The following is a 24,467-nucleotide window of genomic DNA, read 5'->3' on the forward strand; positions in this document are numbered from 1 at the left end:
GAGCCTATGAGTTGGTTTGATGATATATTCGGACAATCCAAAAGTAATCAAAAAAACGAAAAACCAAAAAATGATCAAGAGTCTTTAGATCATAATCCAGAAGACGAGTCTCAAAACGAAGAAATATATAAAAGACCTAAAGGCAAATTTAGATTCCCAATTCAAATGGAATATGAAGAATCGACTGATGAAAATGAAGAACAACAGTATCATTCAGAAAATGAAACAGAACATAAATATCATGATCACAGATTTTATGATGAAAATGAAGCTTCATTTTCTTCTAATAGAAGAAGACGTAGAAGAAATCAAAATGTTGAACAAAAACCTTCGAAAAACACATCGAAAAACCATTATGAAGATGTAAGTAAGGATTATAACAAAAATAAAAATACATCTACTCATAATAATAAAAAAGCTAACAAGAACAATGAAGATAAATTGTTTGAAGAAAGACTGAATTCTTTACATCAACCTAAGTTTAGAGCCACTGAAGTGCCTTCAGCTATTTTCGGCATGCGCAAACAAAAAGAAGTGCCAAATAGTGGACTGAAAGATCATAGCTCATCAAGTCATTCTGATGAACCTAACAAAGAAAATCATGACAATAGTCATAAAAAGCAAAGTAGTGAAATCATCCAAGATGTCCCTACTTATTCAAAGATGGACAACACAATTAACATAGAAAATATATATGCGTCACAAATTGTTTCTGAAATTAGAAAAGAACGTGAAAAGAAACTTCAAAAGAAAAAACAGTTTGAAAAAGCATTAAAAGAAAAAAGAGAACAAGAACTCAAAAATCTTGAATCACTTGAATCAGATGAAGAAAAGTCACAAATTAAAAATCAAGATTATTTCTTTAAACAACAAGCTTCATTCATTAAAAATAAGCCGACTGAATATCCTGTTAATGAAAATGTTGAAATGGAATCAGAAAGTGAAATTAACAGTGAAAATGAACAAAATCAAAATGAAGTGGATTCTACTAACGATGAAATCAAGATGTCATTACAACCTGATGTAAATGACCTAACTACATATGAATTTAAAGAAATTGATTTAGATTTTGATGAAGAAACAAATAGTGAACAACAAGCAGAGAATGATCAAGATAAGGCTGAACCAGAACTAGAAGAAGAGAGATATCAGGATAAGACTGAGACAGAACTAGAAATAGAAGCAGAAAAAATTGTTAATGATTTTGATGAAGAAAAGGTAGAAGATTCTACATTCGAAGAAGTCGAATCAGTTGAGCAAATAGATAAACAACAGAGCAATGAAAATGATAGTCTTTATCAAGAAACAATTGAACCAAGTTCTGATGCAGAGATGTATGAGCTACCAGACAAAGAACAAGATGTAATCGAAACAGTAGAAACAAATGATAATGAAACATTGAATGATGCTGAACTTCAAAATGAAGACAATACATTAAATTCAATAGATGAACATAATCAATTTGTAGAAGATGATATAAGTTTTGAAGATTTTGAAGAAGATGAACCTGAACAAGCAACTTCTGATGATGAAACGTTGGAATTATTAGATGAAAGCTTACTGGTAGATGCTCAAGATATAGAAGAGTATGAACAACAAGAAGAATTTGAACATCCAGAAGATATAGAAGAGCGTGAACAACCAGAGGTAGTTGAAGAAGCTGAAGTAGTAGACCAACAAGAAGAAGTTGAGAAACCTGAAGAAAAAGCTTCGCATGAACCTGTACTCAAACCTAAATCAACAAGAAAAACTTCACCATTTAATGTTGTGATGACACCTTCAGATAAACGAAAACATCAAACATTTAAAAAAGATGTAATGACGAGAGATACAAATGATACAAAATCTCATGATGACAAAGATAACGATTCGAACAATGAAGTTGAACAAGCAACTAAGCGTAAAGGACCATTATTTGTTCTTCCACCAGTATCAATATTAGATGATATTGTGGAACAAGAAGATAATAGTGAATGGCTCGCAGAAAAGAAAAAAGAATTAGACGAAGCTTTTTATCATTTTAATGTACCAGCTCACGTTGTAAATATGATACAAGGACCGACTGTAACAAGATTTGAATTATCAGTTGAAAAAGGCGTAAAAGTGTCAAAAATTACAGCACTTCAAGATGATATCAAAATGGCTTTAGCTGCTAAAGACATTAGAATTGAAGCGCCCATTCCTGGTACAAGTTTAGTTGGTATAGAAGTTCCAAATCAAAGTCCCAAAAAAATACCTTTAGGACAAATGATTACTTCTAAAGCTTTTCAACAATCTGAAAGCAAGTTAACTGTTGCAATGGGCTTTAAGATTAATAATGAACCATTATTAATGGATATATCTAAGACACCACATGCGCTTATAGCTGGCGCGACAGGTTCTGGTAAATCTGTGTGCATAAATGCAATTTTAACGAGTCTATTATATAAAAATCATCCAGATGAACTAAAATTATTACTTATTGATCCTAAGATGGTGGAACTTGCACCATATAATAATTTGCCGCATTTAGTAGCGCCAGTTATAACAGACGTGAAAGCTGCAACAGCTAGTCTAAAATGGGCTGTTGAAGAAATGGAAAGAAGATATAAGCGTTTTGCAGAATTACACGTCAGAAATATAACTGCGTTTAATAAGAAAGCAAATTACGAGCAAAGAATGGCAAAAATCATTATAGTTATAGATGAATTAGCAGATTTAATGATGATGTCTCCACAAGAAGTGGAACAATCTATTGCTAGAATTGCGCAAAAGGCTAGAGCCAGTGGTATTCATATGATTCTTGCGACGCAACGACCTTCAGTTAATGTAATTACAGGTTTAATAAAAGCCAATGTACCGACTAGAATTTCCTTTATGGTATCATCTTCGATTGACTCTAGAACTATTCTTGATGTTGGTGGAGCAGAAAAATTACTTGGTAACGGTGATATGTTGTATCTTGGTAATGGTATGAATAAACCAATAAGAGTTCAAGGTGCATTTGTATCAGATGATGAAATTGATGAAACAGTCTCAAATGTAAGCAATCAGATGAAACCTAACTATTTATTCAAAGAAGAAACATTGCTGAAAAAAGTTAACGAACAACCGGCAGATGCGCTCTTTGATGATGTGTGTGAATTTATGGTTAATGAAGGTCACATTTCTACTTCGCTGATACAAAGACATTTTCAAATTGGATACAATAGAGCCGCTCGAATGATAGACAACCTTGAAGAAAGAGGTTTTATTTCGGGACCTAATGGCTCTAAACCAAGAGATGTTTTAATTACTAAAGATATGATGGAAGAAACAGAAACTAACATTTAAGAAATAGAAGGAGTGACATGAAATGACATTATTTCATTTTGTTGGAATTAAAGGAGCGGGTATGAGTTCACTTGCACAAATCATGCATGACATGGGACATAAAGTCCAAGGTTCTGATATAGAAAATACCGTTTTTACAGAAATAGCATTAAAAAATAAAGGCATAAAAATATTACCTTTTGACGTTGAGAATATTCAAGAAGGTATGACAATCATTGCAGGTAACGCTTTTCCAGATTCACACCCTGAAATCGCTAAAGCATATGAGTTAGGTTTAGAAGTTAAACGATATCACATCTTTCTCGGTGATTTTATGTCTCAATACACATCTGTTGCAGTTACTGGTGCACATGGTAAGACATCAACGACTGGTTTATTATCACACGTTATGAATGGAGACCAAAAGACTTCATTTTTAATTGGTGATGGTACTGGTATGGGTATCCCTGATAGTTCTTACTTTGCATTTGAAGCGTGTGAATATAGAAGACACTTTTTAAGTTACTATCCAGATTATGCAATCATGACTAATATTGATTTTGATCATCCAGATTATTTTAAAGATTTACAAGATGTAACGAACGCTTTCCAAGAAATGGCTAAAAATGTTAAAAAAGCTATTGTGGCATGGGGACATGATAGCGAACTTAAAAAAATTCAAGCAGATGTTCCTATCTATTTCTATGGATTTGATGACGATAACGATGTATATGCTAAAAATATACATACTTCATCTAAAGGTACAACGTTTGATGTGTACTTTAAATCTAAAAACGAGCTAATTGGTACATTTACGACACCTATGTATGGAGATCATCATGTGCTTAATGCGTTAGCAGTAATTGCTATATGCCATTTAGAAAACTTAGATATTGATAATATAAAAGAAGCATTGTTAACATTTGGTGGCGTAAAAAGAAGATTTAGTGAAAGTTTTTACGATAACCAAATTTTAATTGATGACTATGCACATCACCCTAGAGAAATTAATGCTACAATTGAATCAGCTAGAAAAAAATACCCAGAAAATGAAGTCGTAGCAGTATTTCAGCCACATACATTTTCAAGAACTGAAACATTCTTGAATGAATTTGCTGATAGCTTGAACCTTGCAGATAAAGTATATTTATGTGATATATTTGGATCGATTAGAGAACAGCAAGGTGAATTAACGATTCAAGATTTAAAAGCTTTAAGTCCAAATTCAGATTTAATTAGTGAAGATACAGTTTCACAACTACAAAAACATACCAATGGTGTTATACTATTTATGGGTGCTGGAGATATTCAAAAAATTCAAAAAGCCTATGTTTCTACCCTGTCAGTTTAATATTGATATGTTTATATTTAGTGAGTGAGGGTATTAAATATTAGTAAATCAAATAAAGATTAGTTTTATAATTATTAGGAGGCGTTCAGTATGGATTGGATATTACCAATAGCAGGAATTATTGCTGCTGTTGCATTTTTAGTAATATGTGTCGTTTTAGCACTATTCTTAATGCAACTATTAAAAACAGTTAAAGGAATTAATGAAACATTAGATGGCATTCAAGGCCAAATACAAGGTATTACACGTGAATCTACGGATTTACTTCATAAAGCAAATCGCTTAACTGAAGATATCCAAGATAAATCATTACGTTTAAACTCTGTTGTAGATGCTGTTAAAGGTGTTGGAGATTCTGTTCAAACACTTAATAATTCAGTAGATAGAGTGACTAATTCAATTACTCACAATATCTCACAAAATGAAGATAAAATCTCTCAAGTAGTTCAATGGTCAAATGTTGCAATGGAAGTTGCAGACAAATGGCAATTAAGAAGAGATCGTAGAAGTAATGTATCATACAAAAGTGATGTAAAATCTTCTGAAGAATTCGAAACACAAGTGCCAAAAGACTACAATGAAAAAACAACATCAGGTGATAACTTGGATGAAGATAAAATTGGTGCAGGATTGAAAAAATAAACTAAATGCACTTATAATCTAGGTTATAAGTGCATTTGTTTAATTTAATTAGGGGGAAATAAAGATGGAAAACAAATATAATAGAGATTTATATACACATGGTTTAGAAACGTACGAAGCAGAATATAACAAGAATACAAACGGTAGAGACTTTGTATTTGGCGTAGTTTTAGGTACAGTTGTAGGTGGAATTGTTGGTTTATTACTTGCACCTAAAGCAGGTAAAGAATTACAAGATGACTTAAGTGAGAAATCAAATAAAATATTAGATGATGTAAAAGCTAAAACTGAAGAAAAGAAAGTGCAAGCACAATCAAAAGCAGAAGAAATTCGTACACAAGCAGAAGATAAAAAAGCAGAAGTACAAACAAAAGTTGAAGAAAAGAAAGTACAAGCTAACGAAAAAGCTGAAGAAGTAAAAGCGAAAGCTGATGAAAAGAAAACAGAAACAAAGAAAAAAGCAGAAGAAGTTCAATCAAAACAAGCTGAGAAAAAAGCTAATAAAGGTGTCGTAACAGCAGATGATGTTGAAAACGAAGAACTTAAAGCTCAAAAAGGCGCAATTAAATCAGAAGTAAAAGACGAAGATTTAAAAGGTCCTAAAACAGTTGTTGAGAAAAAAACTTTTGACAAAAAATAAATAGTAATAGTGAAACTACCAAAAAGTCATTTTATGACTTTTTGGTAGTTTTTTGTAAAAATTATTGTCAGTATTAGTATTTAATGAGTCAAGTCGTTGTTTTTATATTGTAAAGATGCCATTTATAACTTAAAATATAGTATAATAATTTGAATAATAAGAAATATTTAAAAAATTTAGATGTTAGGGTTGAATCAACACATTTATATTGTTATACTAACATCTAATTACTTATATATTTTATCGCTTTAAAGTATGTGAGTTAAATTGTTTACATGAGGTGAATAGGATGTCAAATGAATTAGAAAGTTTAAGAGAAAGAATTGAAGTCATTAATGATGAAATATTAGCTTTATTGCAAGAGCGTGGTAGTTTAGCTAAAAAAATAGGTGAAGAAAAACGTAAACAAGGTACTCAAGTATATGATCCACAACGTGAAAAAGAAATGTTGAATCATTTAATTGATAATAATAAAGGACCATATAACGATAATACTATTAAGCAACTATTTAAAGAAATCTTCAAAGCATCTACAGACTTACAAAAATCAGAGAATGAAAAACATTTATATGTTTCTCGTAAATTGAAGCCAGAAGATACAATTGTTCAATTTGATAATGGCGCAATTATCGGTAACAATAAAAAAACATTCGTATTTGGACCTTGTTCAGTAGAATCACAAGAACAAGTTGATACAGTAGCGAAAGACCTTGCGGATAGAGGCGAGAAATTCATTAGAGGTGGCGCATTTAAACCTCGTACTTCACCATATGATTTCCAAGGTTTAGGCGAAGAAGGATTAAAAATTCTTAAAAATTCAAAAGATAAATATGGTTTAAACGTAGTAAGTGAAATTGTTAACCCAGCACACTTTGAAATGGCTGATGAATACTTAGATGTATTCCAAATTGGCGCAAGAAACATGCAAAACTTTGAATTATTAAAAGAAGCAGGTAAAACAAATAAACCGATCTTATTAAAACGTGGACTTTCAGCAACAATCGAAGAGTTTATATATGCAGCAGAGTATATTCATTCTAAAGGTAATAATAATATTATACTTTGTGAACGTGGAATTAGAACTTATGAAACAGCAACAAGAAATACATTAGATATTTCTGCTGTTCCAATTTTAAAACAAGGTACACACTTACCAGTAATGGTTGATGTAACACATAGTACTGGACGCAAAGACATTATGTTACCATGTGCTAAAGCAGCATTAGCAGTAGGTGCAGATGGTGTTATGGCTGAAGTACATCCAGACCCATCAGTAGCATTGAGTGATGCAGGACAACAAATGGACTTAAATGAATTTGATTCATTCCATAAAGAAATTGTTCAAGCAGCTAAATTATACGAAAAATAAAATACTAAACCTTTCTATAAAATGATTAATGAGTAGGTTGAGACTGTCGAAAAGTGATTCAAACTTTTCGGCAGTTTTTTTGGTTTCAACTACAAATAAGTTAACTAGAATTTCTAGCTATCGTAACAATTATGTCATATGTTCATTTGTTTTCTGAAAAAGAATATACAATTTACACATTTCCTAAATTTCTTGGAGCAATTATGTCGACAACACTGCTGTAATCTCTTATAATGGGTAATTGTGAGTTCGCTTTCATATGTTTTGAAAACAACATGAAAACGTGCTAGAATGAACTGGAAAACGTTTTCAAAGATAGGAGGATATTATGACTATAACAATATATGATGTTGCAAGAGAAGCTAAAGTATCTATGGCAACAGTTTCTCGTGTTGTAAATGGTAACCAAAATGTTAAACCGACGACACGCGATAAAGTAAATGAAGTAATTAAAAGATTAAATTATCGACCAAATGCGGTCGCTCGAGGATTAGCTAGTAAAAAAACGACTACTGTAGGGGTTATAATTCCTGACATTTCAAATGTTTATTATTCTGAGTTAGCTCGAGGCTTAGAAGATATTGCTACTATGTACAAATATCATACGATTATCTCTAATTCTGATAACGATAGTGATAAGGAACAAGAGATTTTTAATAACTTATTAAGTAAACAAGTTGATGGCATTATTTTCCTTGGTGGTACGTTAACTGATGAAACAGTTGAACTTATTGATAAATCATCTGTTCCTGTTGTCGTATCAGGTACAAATGATAAAGATTCAAAGCTTGCTTCAGTTAATATTAACTATACAGAAGCTAGTAAACAAATTGCTGAAACACTTATCAATAATGGTGCTAAGAAATTCGCATTTGTTGGTGGCGGTTATTCTGAAAAAGCGCAAGATGATGCAATTAAAGGTTTAGAAGTTGCACTTCAAAATGCTGGTCTTGCTATTGAAGATAACGCTAAATTTGTTGGTAATGAAACTTATAAAGATGGTAGCCGTGCTTATGAAGCAATTTCTAAAGATAAGCCTGATGTCATTTTATGTATTAGTGATGAGCAAGCAATTGGTATTGTACATGCTGCACAAGATGCAGGGGTTAAAATTCCAGAAGAATTACAAGTTGTCAGCTTTAACAATACGAGATTAGTTCATATGGTTAGACCGCAATTATCAAGCGTTACGCAACCATTATATGATATTGGTGCAGTTGGTATGAGATTGTTAACTAAATATATGAATGACGAACAAATTGATGAACCTAATGTTATTTTACCGTATAGAGTTGAATACAGAGGTACTACTAAATAAATTATAATATAGCTTGGGACATAAGTACCCATGTTCAAAATAAAAGACATCTTCACTAGGCTAAAGTCTAGTGAAGATGTCTTTTTTAGTAAGTAGCGTGATCTGTTTTAAAATCTTACGATTTTGAAAGTGCATGCTTGCCTAGGGGTATGGTTCGAGCCTGTAGTCTCTCTCACATACTATTCCCTCGGGCGTCAGCACTTTACAAAATCGTGGAGAATATTATAAAGATTGTTTGCTATTTATCATGTGAGCCCTGACTTGATAAATTCAATGGCTCTATTATTTTTTAAACCAATCTAATATTCTGATCTTAGTGTTATTGTTCTTCTCGGATATTTCAGTTCTTCTTGGTATATCCATATAATCTTCTTTTTCATCTATCCAAGTTGTTGGAAGTGGCACGGGGGCAAGCTTCTGATATTTTTGTAACCATGTTTGAGGAATTGGCTTATTGGGTGTTTCTAAATCATTTAAAGCAAACCAAACATGAGACCATGCTCTAGGTACAACTCGCCAAATGTTATACCCACCGCCACCAATCATAATTATTTTCCCATCACAATATTTATCTGCTAAGTCTTTGACGATATAAGGTATTTTATATAATGTATCTAAAGTACAGCTTAAATGTGTGAGAGGGTCTAAATAATGGATGTCTACACCGTTTACACTGAGTATAATATCAGGTTTGTAGGCTTCGCATACTGCTTCGATTGTTTCTTTAAAAACATCAATGTATGAGTCGTCTTCTGTATATGCGTCTAATGGCACATTAACAGTTGTTCCAAATCCTTTACCATCTCCACGTTCTGTCAGAGCACCTGTACCTGGAAACAAGTATCTTCCAGTTTCATGTATAGAGTAATTCATTACATCTTCATTTGTATAAAATGACCATTGTACGCCATCTCCATGATGCGCATCTGTGTCTATATACAATACGCGTTGATTATATTTTGATTGCATATACTGTATTGCAACTGCACTATCATTGTATATACAAAATCCACTTGCTTTACCTTTAAAACCATGATGGAGCCCACCACCTAAATGACAAGCTCTTACTGCATCACCAGTCATTACAACATCTACAGCAGTTAATGTACCACCAACAACTCTTGCGCTATTTTCATGCATGTTTATGAATTGAGGTGTATCTTCGCTATTCAATCCATATTTTTCATATTCATCTAAAGGTAATTCGCCATTGCCAGCTTTTTTGATTGCTTCTATATAGTTAGGTTCATGTACGAGTTGGAGTTCTTCATCAGTCGCCACTCTTGGTGCAATGATATGTTCTGAAGTTAAAACATCTAAATCGAATAGAAGATCTGTTGTTAACTTTAAACGCATTTGATTAAAAGGGTGACTATCAGAAAAACGATATTTCAACAAATCTTCCGAATAAACATATTTAACATTAGTCATTTTTTATACCAAATGGATAGATGACATGGTAATTTTTTTCTTCTAATAGTTGATATATTTTTTCGGGATTCATTGATTTAACTCGTAACATGAGATACCTTTTGTTAATATCATTTTGATCAGCATAGGCAAGGACATTCAAAATATCGATATTTTGTTCTTTAAAAATATGTGTAATATCATGAAGCGCACCAACTTTATCGTCAATGTGAACTTCGATAATGGACCCTGGCATTGTAACGCCAGTAAGTTCTAAAAATGTATTAAGCATGTCTTTTTGAGTGACAATACCTATCACTTTATTATCTCTAATAACTGGAATAGAACCTATAGACATTTCATAAAAATCGAGTGCGATATCTTCTACAAAATCTAATGGGTGACAGCGTATGACATTACGTCTCATAATTTTTGAAACGGATAACGATAAACTTTTATTAGGTTCATCGTCCGATAATATACTAGGTAATGCCATTTTAATATCTCTATCTGAAATTATCCCAATCAGTTGGTTTTCTTCATCAACAATTGGTAAGTGTCTAATTTCTTTTTGCGTCATAAGTACTAAAGCATCTTCGATAGATTGATCACCTTGGATAGTAGTGCAAGGCGATGTCATAATTTTTTCAACTAACATAAATTTACCTCCTCTAAAAGAAAAATCTATTCATAAATCTTAATTTATCAAATGCTTCCATTTGCTCTTGTTTAATATTTTTACCAATTCTAGCCATTAAACTGTTGGCAGGATGACTGATAATTTCAGGGTCATCAGTAGCAAATACTTCTAATCCACCTTCAGCCATCATTTTATGCATGATTTTTTGATATTGATATACATCTAAACCACTATTTTTTAAATCCCAATGCCAATAATATTCTGTTGTGATAACAATGAAATCTTCCATTTCAGGCGCTTTCATAGCTAATTTCAACATTTTTTTACCTAAGCCATACTTTCTATATTTTAAAGAAAGCTCAATTGCACCAAGTTCTATAATATAGGGTAAATTACCATCTGACCATCTCTCTAGAGGGTCGGGATAAAGGTAAGTTGTATAACCAATGATGTGTTGATCAACGCGTGCAATGATGATTCTGCCTTCTGGAAGTTCTGAAATTTCAATGATGGCTTCAAATTGTTCTTTAGGAACTCTGAAACTGTTCAGACCTTCGTCAAAAGTCATGTTCTTTAAACTTTCTGAATTTACCGGACCTTCTATAATGATGTTAACGTCTTTATTGTATGTAACCGTATCAGATATAAAAGTCTTTTTATGTTTCATGTTGTACCTCCTCTCTTTAAATATGATATCCTATATTTGTAAAGTTTATTTTGAATAATCAAATTTTTTTGAAAAGTATCATCTATTTATATTATAATAGAAATAGGCTTTATTGGAAACGATTACATTTGTAAAAGGGGAGATTTAAATGAAAGTCGAAGTATACGAAGCATTAAAAGATAATTATAACCTTGCTGATTATGATGAAGCAGTTAAAAATCATAATTGGAAAGATATTGAAAAGAATTTCAGTTGGAGTGAAACTGGAAAAATAAATATGGCCTATGAGTGCATCGACCGTCATGTCGATAATGGTAAAGGGGACAAGACTGCACTTCATTATAAAGATCAAAATAGACAAGAGAGTTACACTTTTAAAGATTTACAAATCGCTAGTAATAAAGCCGCAAACGTTTTGAAAAATAAAGCAAATGTTAAAAAAGGTGATAGAGTATTTGTTTTCATGCCTAGAACACCTGAATTATACTTTTCATTATTAGGTACTTTAAAAATTGGTGCAATTGTTGGACCGTTATTTGAAGCATTTATGGAAAAAGCAGTTAAAGATAGACTTGAAAACAGTGAAGCAAAAGTTATTATCACTACAAATGATTTAGTTGGAAGAATTCCGAAAGATGAATTACCTAATCTTGAACATATTGTTGTTGTAGATGATGAAGTAAGTGATGAATATATTGATTTTAATAAAGAGTTTGAACAAGCTGACGAAAGCTTTGATATTGAATGGTTAGATAAAGAAGATGGCTTAATATTGCACTACACATCAGGATCAACAGGACAGCCTAAAGGTGTTCTTCATGTACAAGAAGCGATGGTAGTACATTATATCTCTGGTAAATATGTATTAGACCTTAAAGAAGACGATATTTATTGGTGTACGGCTGACCCAGGTTGGGTAACTGGAACATCATATGGTATTTTTAGTCCATGGTTAAATGGTGTAACGAATTGTATCGTAGGTGGTAGATTCTCTCCTGAAGGCTGGTATGATTTTATTCAAACATATGGTGTAACAATATGGTACACGGCTCCGACAGCTTTAAGAATGTTAATGGGTGCTGGTGATGATATCGTGAACAAGTATGATTTGTCATCATTGAGACACGTGTTATCTGTTGGTGAACCTTTAAACCCTGAAGTTATCAAATGGGCACATCATGTGTTCAACCATAGAGTACACGATACTTGGTGGATGACTGAAACAGGTGGACATATGATTGTCAATTATCCATCTATGGATATTAGAGCGGGTTCAATGGGTAAACCGTTACCTGGTATTGAAGCAGCAATCGTTGACGATCAAGGCAATGAATTACCACCGAATAGAATGGGTAATTTAGCATTGAAAAAAGGTTGGCCATCAATGATGAGAACGGTATGGAACAACCAACCTAAATATGATTCGTATTTCATTAATGATGAATGGTACGTTTCAGGTGACTCAGCTTACAAAGATGAAGATGGTTATTATTGGTTCCAAGGTAGAGTTGATGATGTGATTATGACTGCTGGTGAACGAGTAGGACCATTTGAAGTGGAATCTAAACTCGTAGAGCATCCTGCAGTAGCAGAAGCTGGCGTTATCGGGAAACCAGACCCAGTGAGAGGTGAAATCATTAAAGCCTTTATCGCTTTAAGAGATGGCTATGAAGAATCTGACGAACTTAAAGAAGAAATTAGAATTTTTGTTAAAGAAGGATTAGCTGGTCATGCAGCACCTCGTGAAATTGAATTTAAAGATAAATTACCTAAAACACGTTCAGGTAAAATTATGAGACGTGTATTAAAAGCTTGGGAATTAGATTTACCTGCTGGAGATTTATCTACATTAGAAGATTAATATTAATAAAGTTCACGTCATTTAAATGGCGTGTTCTTTTTTGAGTTTAAATGAATTAAAAGTTAAATAATATGTGATTATATATCGACTTTTTGCTATGAGTTGTTTATTCTAAAGTTGTTAGACTAAGTCATGATACATATAATTTGTAATATAAATTTAAGGAGTGAACGTATTGAGTCATTTAACAGATTTAGAAATTGCAAAACAAAGTACTTTAAGACCAATTAGTGAAATAGCTGAAAAGGTAGGTATACCATATGAAGCATTAGAACCTTATGGTCACTATAAAGGAAAAGTTGATATTACAAAGTTAAAAAATTTAAAAGAAAAAGGGAAAGTTGTATTAGTTACAGCTTTAAGCCCAACACCAGCTGGAGAAGGAAAATCTACAGTTACGGTTGGTTTAGCAGATGCTTTCAATCAATTAAATGAAAATGTAATGGTTGCATTAAGAGAACCTTCATTAGGTCCAGTCTTTGGAATGAAAGGTGGGGCTACTGGAGGCGGTTATGCTCAAGTATTACCTATGGAAGAAATTAATTTACATTTCAATGGTGACTTACATGCTATTACAACTGCAAATAATGCCCTTTCAGCATTTATTGATAATCACATATATCATGGCAATGAATTGAATATTGATTCAAGGCGCATAGAATGGAAACGTGTACTTGATATGAATGATAGAGAATTACGTCAAGTAATTGTTGGACTAGGTGGCCCGACACGTGGTGTACCGAGAGAAGATGGATTTGATATTACAGTTGCTTCTGAAATAATGGCGATTTTCTGTTTATCAAAAAGCATTAAAGATTTAAAAGAAAATTTAGCGAACATTACAATAGGTTATTCTGTTGATCAAAAGCCTGTTACAGTAAGAGATTTAAAAGTAGAAGGTGCATTAACTTTAATCTTGAAAGATGCAATTAAACCTAATATTGTACAAACTATAGAAGGTACCCCAGCATTTGTACATGGTGGACCATTTGCGAATATTGCTCACGGTTGCAACTCCATTATTGCGACAAATACGGCTAGGAAATTAGCGGATATCGTTGTCACAGAAAGTGGATTTGGCTCAGACTTAGGTGCAGAAAAATTCATGGATATTAAAACACGTAAAGCAGAGTTTGACCCTAGTGCTGTTGTTATTGTCGCGACAATTAGAGCGTTAAAGATGCACGGTGGCGTTGAAAAAAACGAACTTAAAAATGAAAATGTTGAGGCAGTTAAAAAAGGTCTAGTCAATCTAGAAAGACATGTCCAAAACATTAAGCAATTTGGTGTTGAACCTGTTGTCGCTATTAACGCTTTTATACATGATACAAGTGAAGAAGTTCAAATTGTGTTAGATTGGTGTCGAGAAAACGGCGTTAAAGTTGCGCTTACAGAAGTATGGGAAAAAGGTGGAGAAGGTGGCATAGAACTTGCTAAAGCCGTGTTGCAAGTATTAGAAGAGCCACAGCAGTTTGCACCGATTTATGATTTGAATATGTCTATTGAGGAAAAAATTGAAACAATTGTTCAAAAAGTATATGGTGGAAATTCTGTGCACTTTAGTGACAAAGCGTTAAAACAGCTAAAAACGATTAAAGAAAACGGATGGGATAACTATCCAGTATGCATGGCCAAAACACAATATTCATTTACTGATGATCCTAAAAAAATGGGAGCACCTTCAGATTTTGATATCACAATAAGAGAATTATCTCCTAGAACTGGCGCAGGATTTATCGTTGCATTAACAGGGGATATTATGACGATGCCTGGTTTACCTAAAAAGCCAGCAGCATTGAACATGGATGTTAATGAAGATGGATCTGCAGTTGGTTTATTCTAAATGATTTATTAGCATAAAAAAAGAGTCTGGACAAATTAATTGTCTCAGACTCTTTATTTTTTTAGCTACTTTTTTAATTTAGTCGCTACTTGGTGGTGCAGTGCTTGTACCACTGGATGGTTTACTATTACTTGAATTACTACTTGATTTGTATGACCACGCTTCTTTAGAATTCTTAGAAACTTTTTCTTTAGGTTTAACTTTTGATGATGTATTCGGATCAATAGATTGACCTAGACGTTTTAATACGTAGTCTGATTGAATATCTTTCTTAGATGTATCAACCTTATCTGATATTAAAGTAGATGAAGCTTTAGGTTCACCACTACTACAACCGCCTGTTGAATTAGTGTATTGGCAAATTGTATCTTCTTTAACTGTACTTGGTCTAGTGAATTCACTATCATAACCTAGTTTTTCTCTATCAGTAGAAGACAATGCGTTAACCATATCTCTCCACATAAATAATTGATAGTGACTATCTTCATCAAATGTAATAGGTTGATCATAACCCATCCATATACCAAGTGTTACTTTTGGTGTGTAACCTACAAATAAACTATCTTTAGCGTCTTGTGATGTACCTGTTTTACCAGCCCAATTACCATCAAATGTATCTTTAATTTGATAACCAGAACCGTCGTCAAGGACACCTTCTAAGATGTTTGTCGTTAAATATGTTGTAGATTCACTAAATATACGTTTAGGATCTTTCTTATGCTGATAAATGACTTCACCGTCACGTGATTTAATAGATTCAATCATGTAACTGTCATTATATTCACCTTTATTAGCTAATGAGCTATACCCATTTACATCTTGTTCTAGCGTGAAATCAGCTGTACCAAGTGTAAGAGCTAATCCATCTTGCACATCTTCAGGTACTGTCATACCCATTTTATTTAAGTTTTCCCAAGGTTTATAGTCTTGTACGTTACTATATAACCTCAATGTACTTAAGTTCAATGAATTTCTTAATGCATAGTCTACTGTTACTGGACCGAATTCTCTTCTATCGTAGTTATCAGGTGAATACCCTAGATAATCGAATTTTTTGTCCAATAGTGCAGTATTTGGTGTGATTAACCCATTTTCAAATGCAGGTGCATAAGTTAATAATGGTTTCATCGTTGAACCTGGTGAACGTTTAGCTCTAGTAGCATGATTGATTTGTGATTTTTCATAATCTCTACCACCAACAAATGCTAATATTTTACCAGATTGATTTTCTTTCAGAAGGGCACCAACTTCATGTTGGAATTCTTTAGAAGCTTTTTTACCTTCACTATTAGTATAATCTGCTTCTCTATCCCATGAATATCTTCCCGAATTGTTTTTGACGTCTTGAAGTTTGTCATACATATCTTTTTCAATTGTTGTATCGACACGGTAACCTTCATTACGCATAGCTGTATTTGCTTTTTCGGTATATTTTGTCATAAGGACAGGTGTTTGATCTAATTCTTTTTTAGAGATGTTGTCCTTTTTAGCTAAATGATACTTAAGTATATCAATTGTACGACTTTCCACTTCTTCAGTTAAGAACGGATATTTTTGATTCGGTTCTTCAACTTTATCAACAAAAGCTTTTTTGATGTCGAATTTTAAAGCTTCATCGTATTCTTTTTTAGTGATTTTTTCTTCTTGATACATTCTTTTAAGTACATAGTGTTGTCGGTTTATACCGTATTGTAAAGATTCATCATCTTTTAAATCACCATTTGGTAAGAAAGGTGTGTAAGTATATGGATTCTGTGGTAATCCTGCTAGATATGCAGATTGCGCTATGTTTAAATTTTTAGCTGACTTACCAAATACACCTTGAGCTGCAGATTCAATCCCTGCTATATTCGAACCATTAGAATTACGGCCAAATGAAACAACGTTTAAATAACTATCAATAATTTCATCTTTTGATAAATTCTTCTCAACATTCATTGAAAGCAACATTTCTTTAGCTTTACGTTCAAATGATGTTTCATTCGTTAAAAGTTGATTCTTAACAAGTTGTTGCGTTAACGTACTACCACCTGAAGAATTAGCACTACCCAAAACTTCTTGAACTGAAGCTCTTAAAAAAGCTTTAGGTACAATACCGTTATGGTTATAAAAATCTTCATCTTCTGTTGAAATAAGGGCGTTTTTAACGTTGTCACTTATTTCATTTCCTTTAATAACATCCCTTTGGACATCACTTTTTAATCGACCAAGTGACTCTCCAGAACCAAAATAAACAGATGTACTTTCGGTCATTGAATAAAGTTGTTGCTTAATTTCTTTCTTTGACATCACTTTTTCATCTTTGACAAGTCCTGCAAAGTATCCGCCACCAATACCCAATCCTAATGCTAACAATAGACAACTTATAAATGCGATGATGAAAAATAAATTGCTTATAACATTGTAAGTCGTATGGAATATTAACTTTGGAGACCATTTTGTTTCTTTAAAAGTATCTTTATATTTCTTACTTGAACGATTAAATTGATCTTTGAATTTGTTTTTAGACTGATTTGAACTCAAATTTTTACCTCCAATCTAATCATTATTATTATAACATATATACATAGTGTTGACTTTTAAAAAAGTAACGTATATACTTTGTAATTAATTACATAAGGTAATGAACTAAAGGAGAAGTAAGTGTTATATTCTTTTAAAGAGAGTCAGTGGTGCTGGGAACTGATAAAGCGATAACGGTGAATACACCTTTCAAAAAAAGTTCAACGTTTTAATGTACGTAACATTAATAAGCGATAATGTATTATACATTATAAGTATGGTGGTACCGTGTACTCAAGCACCCTTACATTTTATTGTAAGGGTGCTTTTTTATATTATATTTTATGAGGAGGACTTAATAATGGCAAACGCACTTTTAGAAGATTTAAAATGGAGAGGTCTAATTTATCAACAAACAGATGAAAGCGGAATTGAAGAATTATTAAACAAAGAGTCTGTCAAAATATATTGTGGAGCAGATCCAACTGCAGATAGTTTGCATATAGGGCATTTACTACCATATTTAACTTTAAGAAGATTTCAAAATCATGGACATACACCTATTGTATTAGTGGGTGGCGGTACTGGTATGATTGGTGATCCTTCTGGTCGATCAGAAGAGAGACAATTACAAACTGATGAACAAGTTGAAGAGAATGTACGTGGAATTATGAATCAAATGCATAAAATATTTGATTTTGAAGGTGAAGATTCTGCGATATTAGTAAACAATAAAGATTGGTTAAAAGATATTGATTTAATTTCATTCTTAAGAGATTATGCTAAACATGTTGGCGTAAATTACATGCTAGCTAAAGATTCGGTAAAGTCAAGATTAGAAATGGGTATTTCATACACTGAATTTACGTATATGATTTTACAAGCGATTGATTTCGGTTACTTAAATCAAAACTATAATTGTAAAATGCAAATCGGTGGCTCTGATCAATGGGGCAACATCACAACAGGATTAGAATTAATGAGAAGAATGTATGGAGATACTGAAGCATACGGTTTTACAATTCCATTAGTGACAAAAGCGGATGGGAAAAAATTCGGTAAGTCGGAATCAGGTACAATTTGGTTAGATAGAAGTAAAACTTCAGCTTATGAGTTATACCAATTCTGGATTAACGCTCAAGACGCAGATGTTGTGAAATACTTAAAATACTTTACATTTTTAGATCGAGAAGAAATTGATAGATTAGAAAAAACAGTTGAAGAAGCACCACATTTAAGAGAAGCACAAAAAGTATTAGCTGAAGAAATGGTTGGATTCATACACGGTAGTGAAGCAGTAGAAGAGGCGAAAAGAATTACTGATGCGCTATTTAAAGGTGATATTAAATCATTAACAAAAGCTGAAATAGAAGAAGGTTTCAAAGATGTACCAACAGTTCAAGTAAGTCCAGAAACAGTACAATTTGTTGATTTCATCATTGAAGCTGGCATATCGTCTTCTAAACGACAAGCTCGTGAAGATATTAATAATGGTGCTATTTATATTAATGGTGAACGTATACAAGATGTTAATCATGAAATAACAAGTGAAGATAAAATTGAAGATGAGTTTACAATTGTAAGAAGAGGTAAGAAGAAATATACGATGGTTAAATTTAGTTAATTTGAGATTAAAGAGTCTAGGACATAAATGTCCTAAACTATCATGATTTTGTAAAGTGCATGCTTGCCTGGGGGTATGGTTCGAGCCTGTAGTCTCTCTCATACTATTCCCCCGGGCGTCAGCACTTTACAAAATCAGAAATATAAAAACACCCAATCCGAAAATAATTCCAACGGATTAGGTGTTTTATTTTAAGTTAGGATTTATGTCCTAAACGCTTTCTTTTATTCATTGACCTGTATTAGGTATGGTATTTATTGTATAATTAAATAGATATATTTATAGAGAAAGGGAGAAAATTAAATGAAAAAATATTTAGGACCCATTATTGCTGTAGTAGCAGTAATCGTAATTGTAGGTTTGATAATGATCGGACCATATAATAGATTGGTAGGTTTAGAAGAAGAAGCAGATAAATCTTTATCTAATATTGATAACCAATTGCAAAGACGTGTCGATTTAATACCTAATTTAGTTGATACTGTTAAAGGTTATACTAAACACGAAGAGAAAGTGTTTAAAGACGTATCTGATGCACGTAGTAAATTAGCTGGAGCGAACTCACCAGAAGATAAAGCACAAGCTAATGATGAAGTGAATAGTGCGTTAAGTCGTTTAATTGCGATTAGTGAAAATTACCCTGATTTAAAAGCAGATAAGCAATTTACTGGTTTAAGAGACGAACTAGCTGGAACTGAAAATAGAATTGCAGTAGCTAGAAAAGATTATAATGAATCAATCAATGAATATAATCAAGCTACTCGTAGATTCCCATCTAGTATCGTTGCAGGATTGTTTAATTTTGATAAAAAAGAATATTTCCAAGCTAAAGGTGAAGCTAAAGATGCCCCTAAGGTAGACTTTGGCGGAGATGAATCTTAATGAAGTCAATGTTTAAACGATTTTGCGTATTGCTTATCATAAGCTTTTTTTCACTAAGCTCAATTGTACAAGCAGCAGATGACAAGTTTCCTAAGTTAGAACAACCTGTTTTTGTCCAAGATCATGCGCATTTAATCAATGATAAGGATAAAGATAAAATCAGCAAAAAGGGTCAAAAATTGCAAGGTGGTACGGATGCAGATATTTTGTTAATGACAATGAAATCTATCGGGCAAACACCTAGACAAGATTATGCTTTAGAAGCGGGTAGACATTACAAAGTTGGTGACCAAAAACATAACAGAGGTATCGTGATACTTTTGAATATGGACAACGGTAATGAATATAACAATAGAGGCATCGATATTGCAGTTGGAGATGGTTTAGAAGGTGTTCTTAGTGATGCTAAAGTCGGTGAATTAATTGATACTAACTTTATGCCTTATCAAGAAAAAGCTTCTAGAACAAACGATGCAAAAAAAGCGAAAGCTTATTATAGTCAAGGATTAACGAAATTATATGATGCTGTTTGGGATGAAATTGCTAAAAGTTATGGTTATGACGGTAAAGAATTTACTGAAGATGAACCTCAAAGTAGTGGTTTAGGTAAAATTCCATTTGTATTCTTCATATTATTCATCATTGTGTTCTTCATTATATACTTGAAAAATGGAGGCGGAAAACCGCCTCGTGGTGGTAGTGGAAGAGGAACAAGACGTGGAATGGCAGGACCATTTATATTTGGAGGATCATCAGGTAGTTCTGGTGGTGGATTCTCCGGAGGTGGTGGCTTCGGTGGTGGCGGTGGATTCTCTGGCGGCGGAGCCGGTAGAGGATTCTAGCAAGCTATAAATGAGTTTAGGTCATCATTATCCAATCTCAAAATAAAAGATCTCTTCATTAGGTTATAGCCTAGAAGAGATCTTTTTACGTTCTGAAATATTAGGTATATATTTAATTTTGTTCTTTTAAAGTTATATTTGTATTATGTTCTTTACCATTTCTTATATATTTAATTGTGATTTTAGCTCCAGGTTTCTTCTCTTTATATATATAATTTTTGATATCTGACACATCTGAAACATTATGCCCGTCTACTTCAATAATAACATCATCTTTTTTAAGACCGTTATCTGCCTTTTCATCAACTTCCGAAATGTATACACCTTTATCGGTTGTTAATTTTAATTCTTTTTTGTATTGGCTTGGAATATCATTAATAGAAATCATACTTATACCAATATAAGGTCTTGTCACTTTACCATCATCCATTATGTCTTTAATGATATTGTCTACTTCATTACTAGGTATTGCAAAACCGATACCTTCTACATCAGAGCGAGATATTTTCATTGAGTTAATACCAATTAAGTTACCATTTAAATCAATTAATGCACCGCCAGAGTTACCAGGGTTGATGGCTGCATCTGTTTGTATAACAGTTGCTTCAGTAACACCTTCAGAAGTTTGTACGTTCATTGTACGTTCTTCAGATGAAATGATACCTTGTGTAACACTGTTAGCAAATTCTAAGCCTAATGGATTACCTAAAGCAAACACTGTTTCGCCAGCTTTTACTTTAGAAGAATCTGCGAATTTAAGTGGTTTAATGTTATAGTTTCCTTCTATTTTTAAAACAGCTAAATCTGTCATGACATCAGTACCTACAAGTTTAGCTTTAACGGATTTATCATTGTGAAGTCGTACTTCAATTTCGTTTGCACCTTCGATAACGTGGTTGTTCGTAACGATATAAGCACTGTTTTTATCAGATTGATAAATGACACCAGTACCAGTACCTGTTTCTTGAGAGTCGCCAGATTCACCTGAACTTTTACCCCCGAAGAATGATTCTAATCCACTTGCTTTTTGCTTGTTAATCACACCAACAATCGACGGAGATACTTCCTCAATCATTTTGGATACGGATTTATTACTCGATTTATTATCTTTAATATTACCGCCTTTTTCATTCGCTGGAGCTTTCGTTATTTTTGCTTCGTCATTGTAATTATTGACGACATCCATAATTTTAGTACCGCCGATATATAAAGCAAGTATTAAAACGGCACCAACAATTCCTGATAAAAATGGTATAAGACAACTTTGGTACCAAGGAATCTTATTTTTCTTCTTATAATAATAATCATTAGAAGTTGTTTGATTTAATTTTGGATTTTGGTTATCTCCATTATGATTCTGATCCATTTACATGCCTCCTTAAACATTGTCCATAAAATAATTATTATAGATATTGCATTAAATTGCCAATGATATGATGTTTTTTAATTGTTACAATATTTTGTATGAAAACTTGAGACTATAGTAGTAGAGTGATAAAATATGAATATCATTAAGAAGAGAGTGGTCAATAAATGTATAAATTTGCTAGTACTGTTTTACATATTGTTTTCCAAAAGTTTGGTAAACAAGTTATAACAATCAATAAAGAGAAGGTTCCAGATGAACCGTATATCGTAACTTGTACACATACAGGTTATGTGGAAGTCATCATGTTAGCGTTAAGTTTGTATCCAACTGAAATTAATTATATGGCTAAAAAAGAATTATTTTCTAAAGACTGGTCAAATAAGTTCTTTCATTCTGTAAATGCTTTTCCTGTAGATAGAGAAAAGCCTGGACCAAGCACATTAAAAATTCCAGTGAAACTACTTAACAAAGGTAAAAGTGTTGGTATTTTCCCTTCAGGTCATAGAGCTGAAGCAGGAGGAGCACCATTAAAAAGAGGTGCAGCAACAATAGCAGTATTAAGCAATAAACCGATTGTACCTGCAGCTTTTGAAGGTCCTAGTCAAGTGAAATCAATGTTTGGCTTTAGACAAAAATCATTTATAAAATTCGGAGATCCGATTGATCCAAGTACTTTTTCAAGTGATTTAAAGAAAAGCGAAAAGATTGCAAAAGTAATGGAGTTATTAGAAGAAAGAACGAATACATTACAAAAAGAAGTTACATATATAGCAAGTAAAGCGCAGCAAAAATCATTAAAATAATATAGGGAAAAAGCTCGTATACTTTCTGAAGTGTATGAGCTTTTTTTCTTTTTAGAGCGTAAATATATATAAAGCGTTTACATTGCAGAGTTGCTATAATTCTACTGTTTTCATTGAGAAACTATGCTAAAATTATAATCAGAATGTTCAAAAAATGGAGGCATATTATGAAACAAGTATTATTTGATGTAGATGGTGTGTTTTTGAGTGAAGAAAGATGTTTTGATGTATCAGCATTAACAGTTTATGAGTTGTTACATAGTGAATCATTTTTAAACTTAAAAGGGTCTATCCACTTAAATGATTTAAAAGAAAATGATATCGAGCAAATAAGAAAAGATATATTTATTGATGATAAAATTTTAAATCAACTTAAATCATTAGGCTTAAATTCAAATTGGGATATGCTTTTCATTGTGATTAGTACACACTTAATTGAATTGTTAAAAAAAGAAAATGTTACAAATTTAGATTTGAGTCATGACAATTTTAATGAAGAAACATTACAAAGCTTCGCAAAAGATTTAGAAGGAGCACAAATTGATTTTGAAACACCACTTCAATTTTTATCTAAAGCAACATCAGGTAAAGAAAATATTTATCAAGATTTGATCGCTTATGCAAAAGATCAATTAAATGTAAAAGATGCTTCAATTTTTGAACTTAAAAGTAAATTCTGGGATATTGCTCAAGAAGTATATCAAGAGTGGTATTTAGGTACTGAATTGTACAAAGAAGTTGAGCATAAGACACCTAGAACAACATACAAAAACGGTTATATTAAAGAAGAAGTCGTGTTGGCAGATATAGACGCAGTTACACAACTACTTGAAGATTTAAAACAAGCTGGTTATCAAATAGGGATAGCTACTGGAAGACCTAGAACAGAAACATTAGTACCATTCGAAACAATAGGGTGGTTAAAGCAATTTGACGAGTTCCATATCGGTACTGCTTCAGAAGTGTTAGAAGCTGAAACAACATACCCAGAACTTAAACCATTAGGTAAACCTAATCCATTTAGTTACCTTATTGCAAATAGTGGTAACAATGCAGACAAGTACTTAACGTATATAGAGAACCAAGAAAATATCTTTGAAAATGAAGACATATATATTGTTGGTGATTCATTAGCAGATTTATTAAGTGCTAAAAAGACTGGCGCTACATTTATAGGTACATTAACAGGCTTAAAAGGCCAAGCAGCTAAAGCAGAATTGGAAGCAAATGATGCTGAACATATTGTAGATAATGTATTAGATATTAGAAGCGTATTATTATAATAAGCTAGATTAATGTAAAAGAGCGTAAATTCTTATTCTTTTAAGAATTTACGCTCTTTTTATGATATATAATATTTCTTTAGGCAAGCATGCACTTTCAAAATCGCAAGATTTTAACCTAATAAAAATA

The 24,467-nt window shown here is 32.5% G+C and carries 18 protein-coding genes and 1 other annotated feature; of the genes, 13 read left to right on the top strand and 5 right to left on the bottom strand.

The genetic code is table 11. From position 1 onward, the window contains the following. Positions 1-6: 6 nt before the first annotated feature. From LQ598_RS00750 to ccpA, 6 genes are all read left to right on the top strand, one after another. On the top strand, positions 7-3,312 hold the full coding sequence (locus LQ598_RS00750) for a DNA translocase FtsK (RefSeq protein WP_142396870.1): 3,306 nt from the start codon (positions 7-9) through the stop codon (positions 3,310-3,312). 22 nt (positions 3,313-3,334) lie between these two features. Continuing rightward, positions 3,335-4,642 (top strand): UDP-N-acetylmuramate--L-alanine ligase, encoded by a 1,308-nt coding sequence (gene murC, locus LQ598_RS00755; protein WP_016912077.1) that lies wholly within the window; start codon positions 3,335-3,337, stop codon positions 4,640-4,642. A 90-nt stretch (positions 4,643-4,732) separates the two neighbouring features. Then, positions 4,733-5,284 (top strand): DUF948 domain-containing protein, encoded by a 552-nt coding sequence (locus LQ598_RS00760; RefSeq protein WP_016912078.1) that lies wholly within the window; start codon positions 4,733-4,735, stop codon positions 5,282-5,284. Positions 5,285-5,348: 64 nt separating this feature from the next. Continuing rightward, positions 5,349-5,924, top strand: coding sequence for a YtxH domain-containing protein (locus tag LQ598_RS00765; protein WP_016912079.1), 576 nt, complete (start codon positions 5,349-5,351; stop codon positions 5,922-5,924). Between the two features lie 289 nt (positions 5,925-6,213). Further along, entirely contained in the window at positions 6,214-7,293 is a 1,080-nt protein-coding gene (locus tag LQ598_RS00770; RefSeq protein WP_016912080.1) for a bifunctional 3-deoxy-7-phosphoheptulonate synthase/chorismate mutase, read from the top strand. A 328-nt stretch (positions 7,294-7,621) separates the two neighbouring features. Beyond that, entirely contained in the window at positions 7,622-8,611 is a 990-nt protein-coding gene (gene ccpA / locus LQ598_RS00775; protein ID WP_016912081.1) for a catabolite control protein A, read from the top strand. A 282-nt stretch (positions 8,612-8,893) separates the two neighbouring features. Here ccpA and LQ598_RS00780 read toward each other — a convergent pair whose 3' ends face one another. The 3 genes from LQ598_RS00780 to LQ598_RS00790 are packed head-to-tail and all read right to left on the bottom strand — an operon-like array spanning position 8,894 to position 11,328. Continuing rightward, complete coding sequence (locus LQ598_RS00780) at positions 8,894-10,042, bottom strand: acetoin utilization protein AcuC (protein ID WP_107559106.1); 1,149 nt, start codon at positions 10,040-10,042, stop codon at positions 8,894-8,896. Next, positions 10,035-10,679: a CBS and ACT domain-containing protein gene (locus tag LQ598_RS00785; RefSeq protein WP_016912535.1), complete on the bottom strand. Its 645-nt coding sequence runs from the start codon at positions 10,677-10,679 to the stop codon at positions 10,035-10,037. Before LQ598_RS00785 ends, LQ598_RS00780 begins: the two co-directional genes overlap by 8 nt. A 13-nt stretch (positions 10,680-10,692) precedes the next feature. After that, the gene (locus LQ598_RS00790) at positions 10,693-11,328 is read right to left on the bottom strand and encodes a GNAT family N-acetyltransferase (protein WP_107537042.1); all 636 of its coding nucleotides are present in this window, start codon (positions 11,326-11,328) and stop codon (positions 10,693-10,695) included. A 148-nt stretch (positions 11,329-11,476) separates the two neighbouring features. On the opposite strand from LQ598_RS00790, the gene acsA reads away from it, so the two are divergent. Together acsA and LQ598_RS00800 are read left to right on the top strand one after the other, a co-directional pair. Next, on the top strand, positions 11,477-13,189 hold the full coding sequence (gene acsA, locus LQ598_RS00795; RefSeq protein ID WP_016912533.1) for an acetate--CoA ligase: 1,713 nt from the start codon (positions 11,477-11,479) through the stop codon (positions 13,187-13,189). 175 nt (positions 13,190-13,364) lie between these two features. Next, positions 13,365-15,032: a formate--tetrahydrofolate ligase gene (locus LQ598_RS00800; RefSeq protein WP_107556988.1), complete on the top strand. Its 1,668-nt coding sequence runs from the start codon at positions 13,365-13,367 to the stop codon at positions 15,030-15,032. Positions 15,033-15,110: 78 nt separating this feature from the next. Here LQ598_RS00800 and LQ598_RS00805 read toward each other — a convergent pair whose 3' ends face one another. Continuing rightward, positions 15,111-17,555: a transglycosylase domain-containing protein gene (locus tag LQ598_RS00805; RefSeq protein WP_107559105.1), complete on the bottom strand. Its 2,445-nt coding sequence runs from the start codon at positions 17,553-17,555 to the stop codon at positions 15,111-15,113. A gap of 100 nt (positions 17,556-17,655) precedes the next feature. Continuing rightward, positions 17,656-17,843, top strand: a binding site (T-box leader). A gap of 52 nt (positions 17,844-17,895) precedes the next feature. Between LQ598_RS00805 and tyrS the strand changes: the two genes are divergently transcribed. From tyrS to LQ598_RS00820, 3 genes are all read left to right on the top strand, one after another. Then, positions 17,896-19,158, top strand: coding sequence for a tyrosine--tRNA ligase (gene tyrS / locus LQ598_RS00810; RefSeq protein ID WP_107592744.1), 1,263 nt, complete (start codon positions 17,896-17,898; stop codon positions 19,156-19,158). Between the two features lie 303 nt (positions 19,159-19,461). Further along, positions 19,462-20,040 (top strand): LemA family protein, encoded by a 579-nt coding sequence (locus LQ598_RS00815; RefSeq protein ID WP_016912195.1) that lies wholly within the window; start codon positions 19,462-19,464, stop codon positions 20,038-20,040. Next, a complete protein-coding gene (locus LQ598_RS00820) occupies positions 20,040-20,882 on the top strand; it encodes a TPM domain-containing protein (protein WP_107559103.1) in 843 nt (280 codons plus the stop codon). The genes LQ598_RS00815 and LQ598_RS00820 overlap by 1 nt, the downstream gene beginning before the upstream one ends. A 112-nt stretch (positions 20,883-20,994) precedes the next feature. Here LQ598_RS00820 and LQ598_RS00825 read toward each other — a convergent pair whose 3' ends face one another. Beyond that, positions 20,995-22,248, bottom strand: a complete 1,254-nt coding sequence (locus LQ598_RS00825; protein ID WP_107559102.1) for a S1C family serine protease — start codon at positions 22,246-22,248, stop codon at positions 20,995-20,997. 167 nt (positions 22,249-22,415) lie between these two features. On the opposite strand from LQ598_RS00825, the gene LQ598_RS00830 reads away from it, so the two are divergent. Next, positions 22,416-23,054, top strand: a complete 639-nt coding sequence (locus LQ598_RS00830; protein ID WP_107556985.1) for a lysophospholipid acyltransferase family protein — start codon at positions 22,416-22,418, stop codon at positions 23,052-23,054. A gap of 167 nt (positions 23,055-23,221) precedes the next feature. Continuing rightward, positions 23,222-24,337: an HAD family hydrolase gene (locus tag LQ598_RS00835; protein WP_107559101.1), complete on the top strand. Its 1,116-nt coding sequence runs from the start codon at positions 23,222-23,224 to the stop codon at positions 24,335-24,337. Positions 24,338-24,467 lie beyond the last annotated feature (130 nt).

It is taken from the genome of Mammaliicoccus sp. F-M27, from assembly GCF_022387115.1.
Lineage (GTDB): Bacteria > Bacillota > Bacilli > Staphylococcales > Staphylococcaceae > Mammaliicoccus > Mammaliicoccus vitulinus.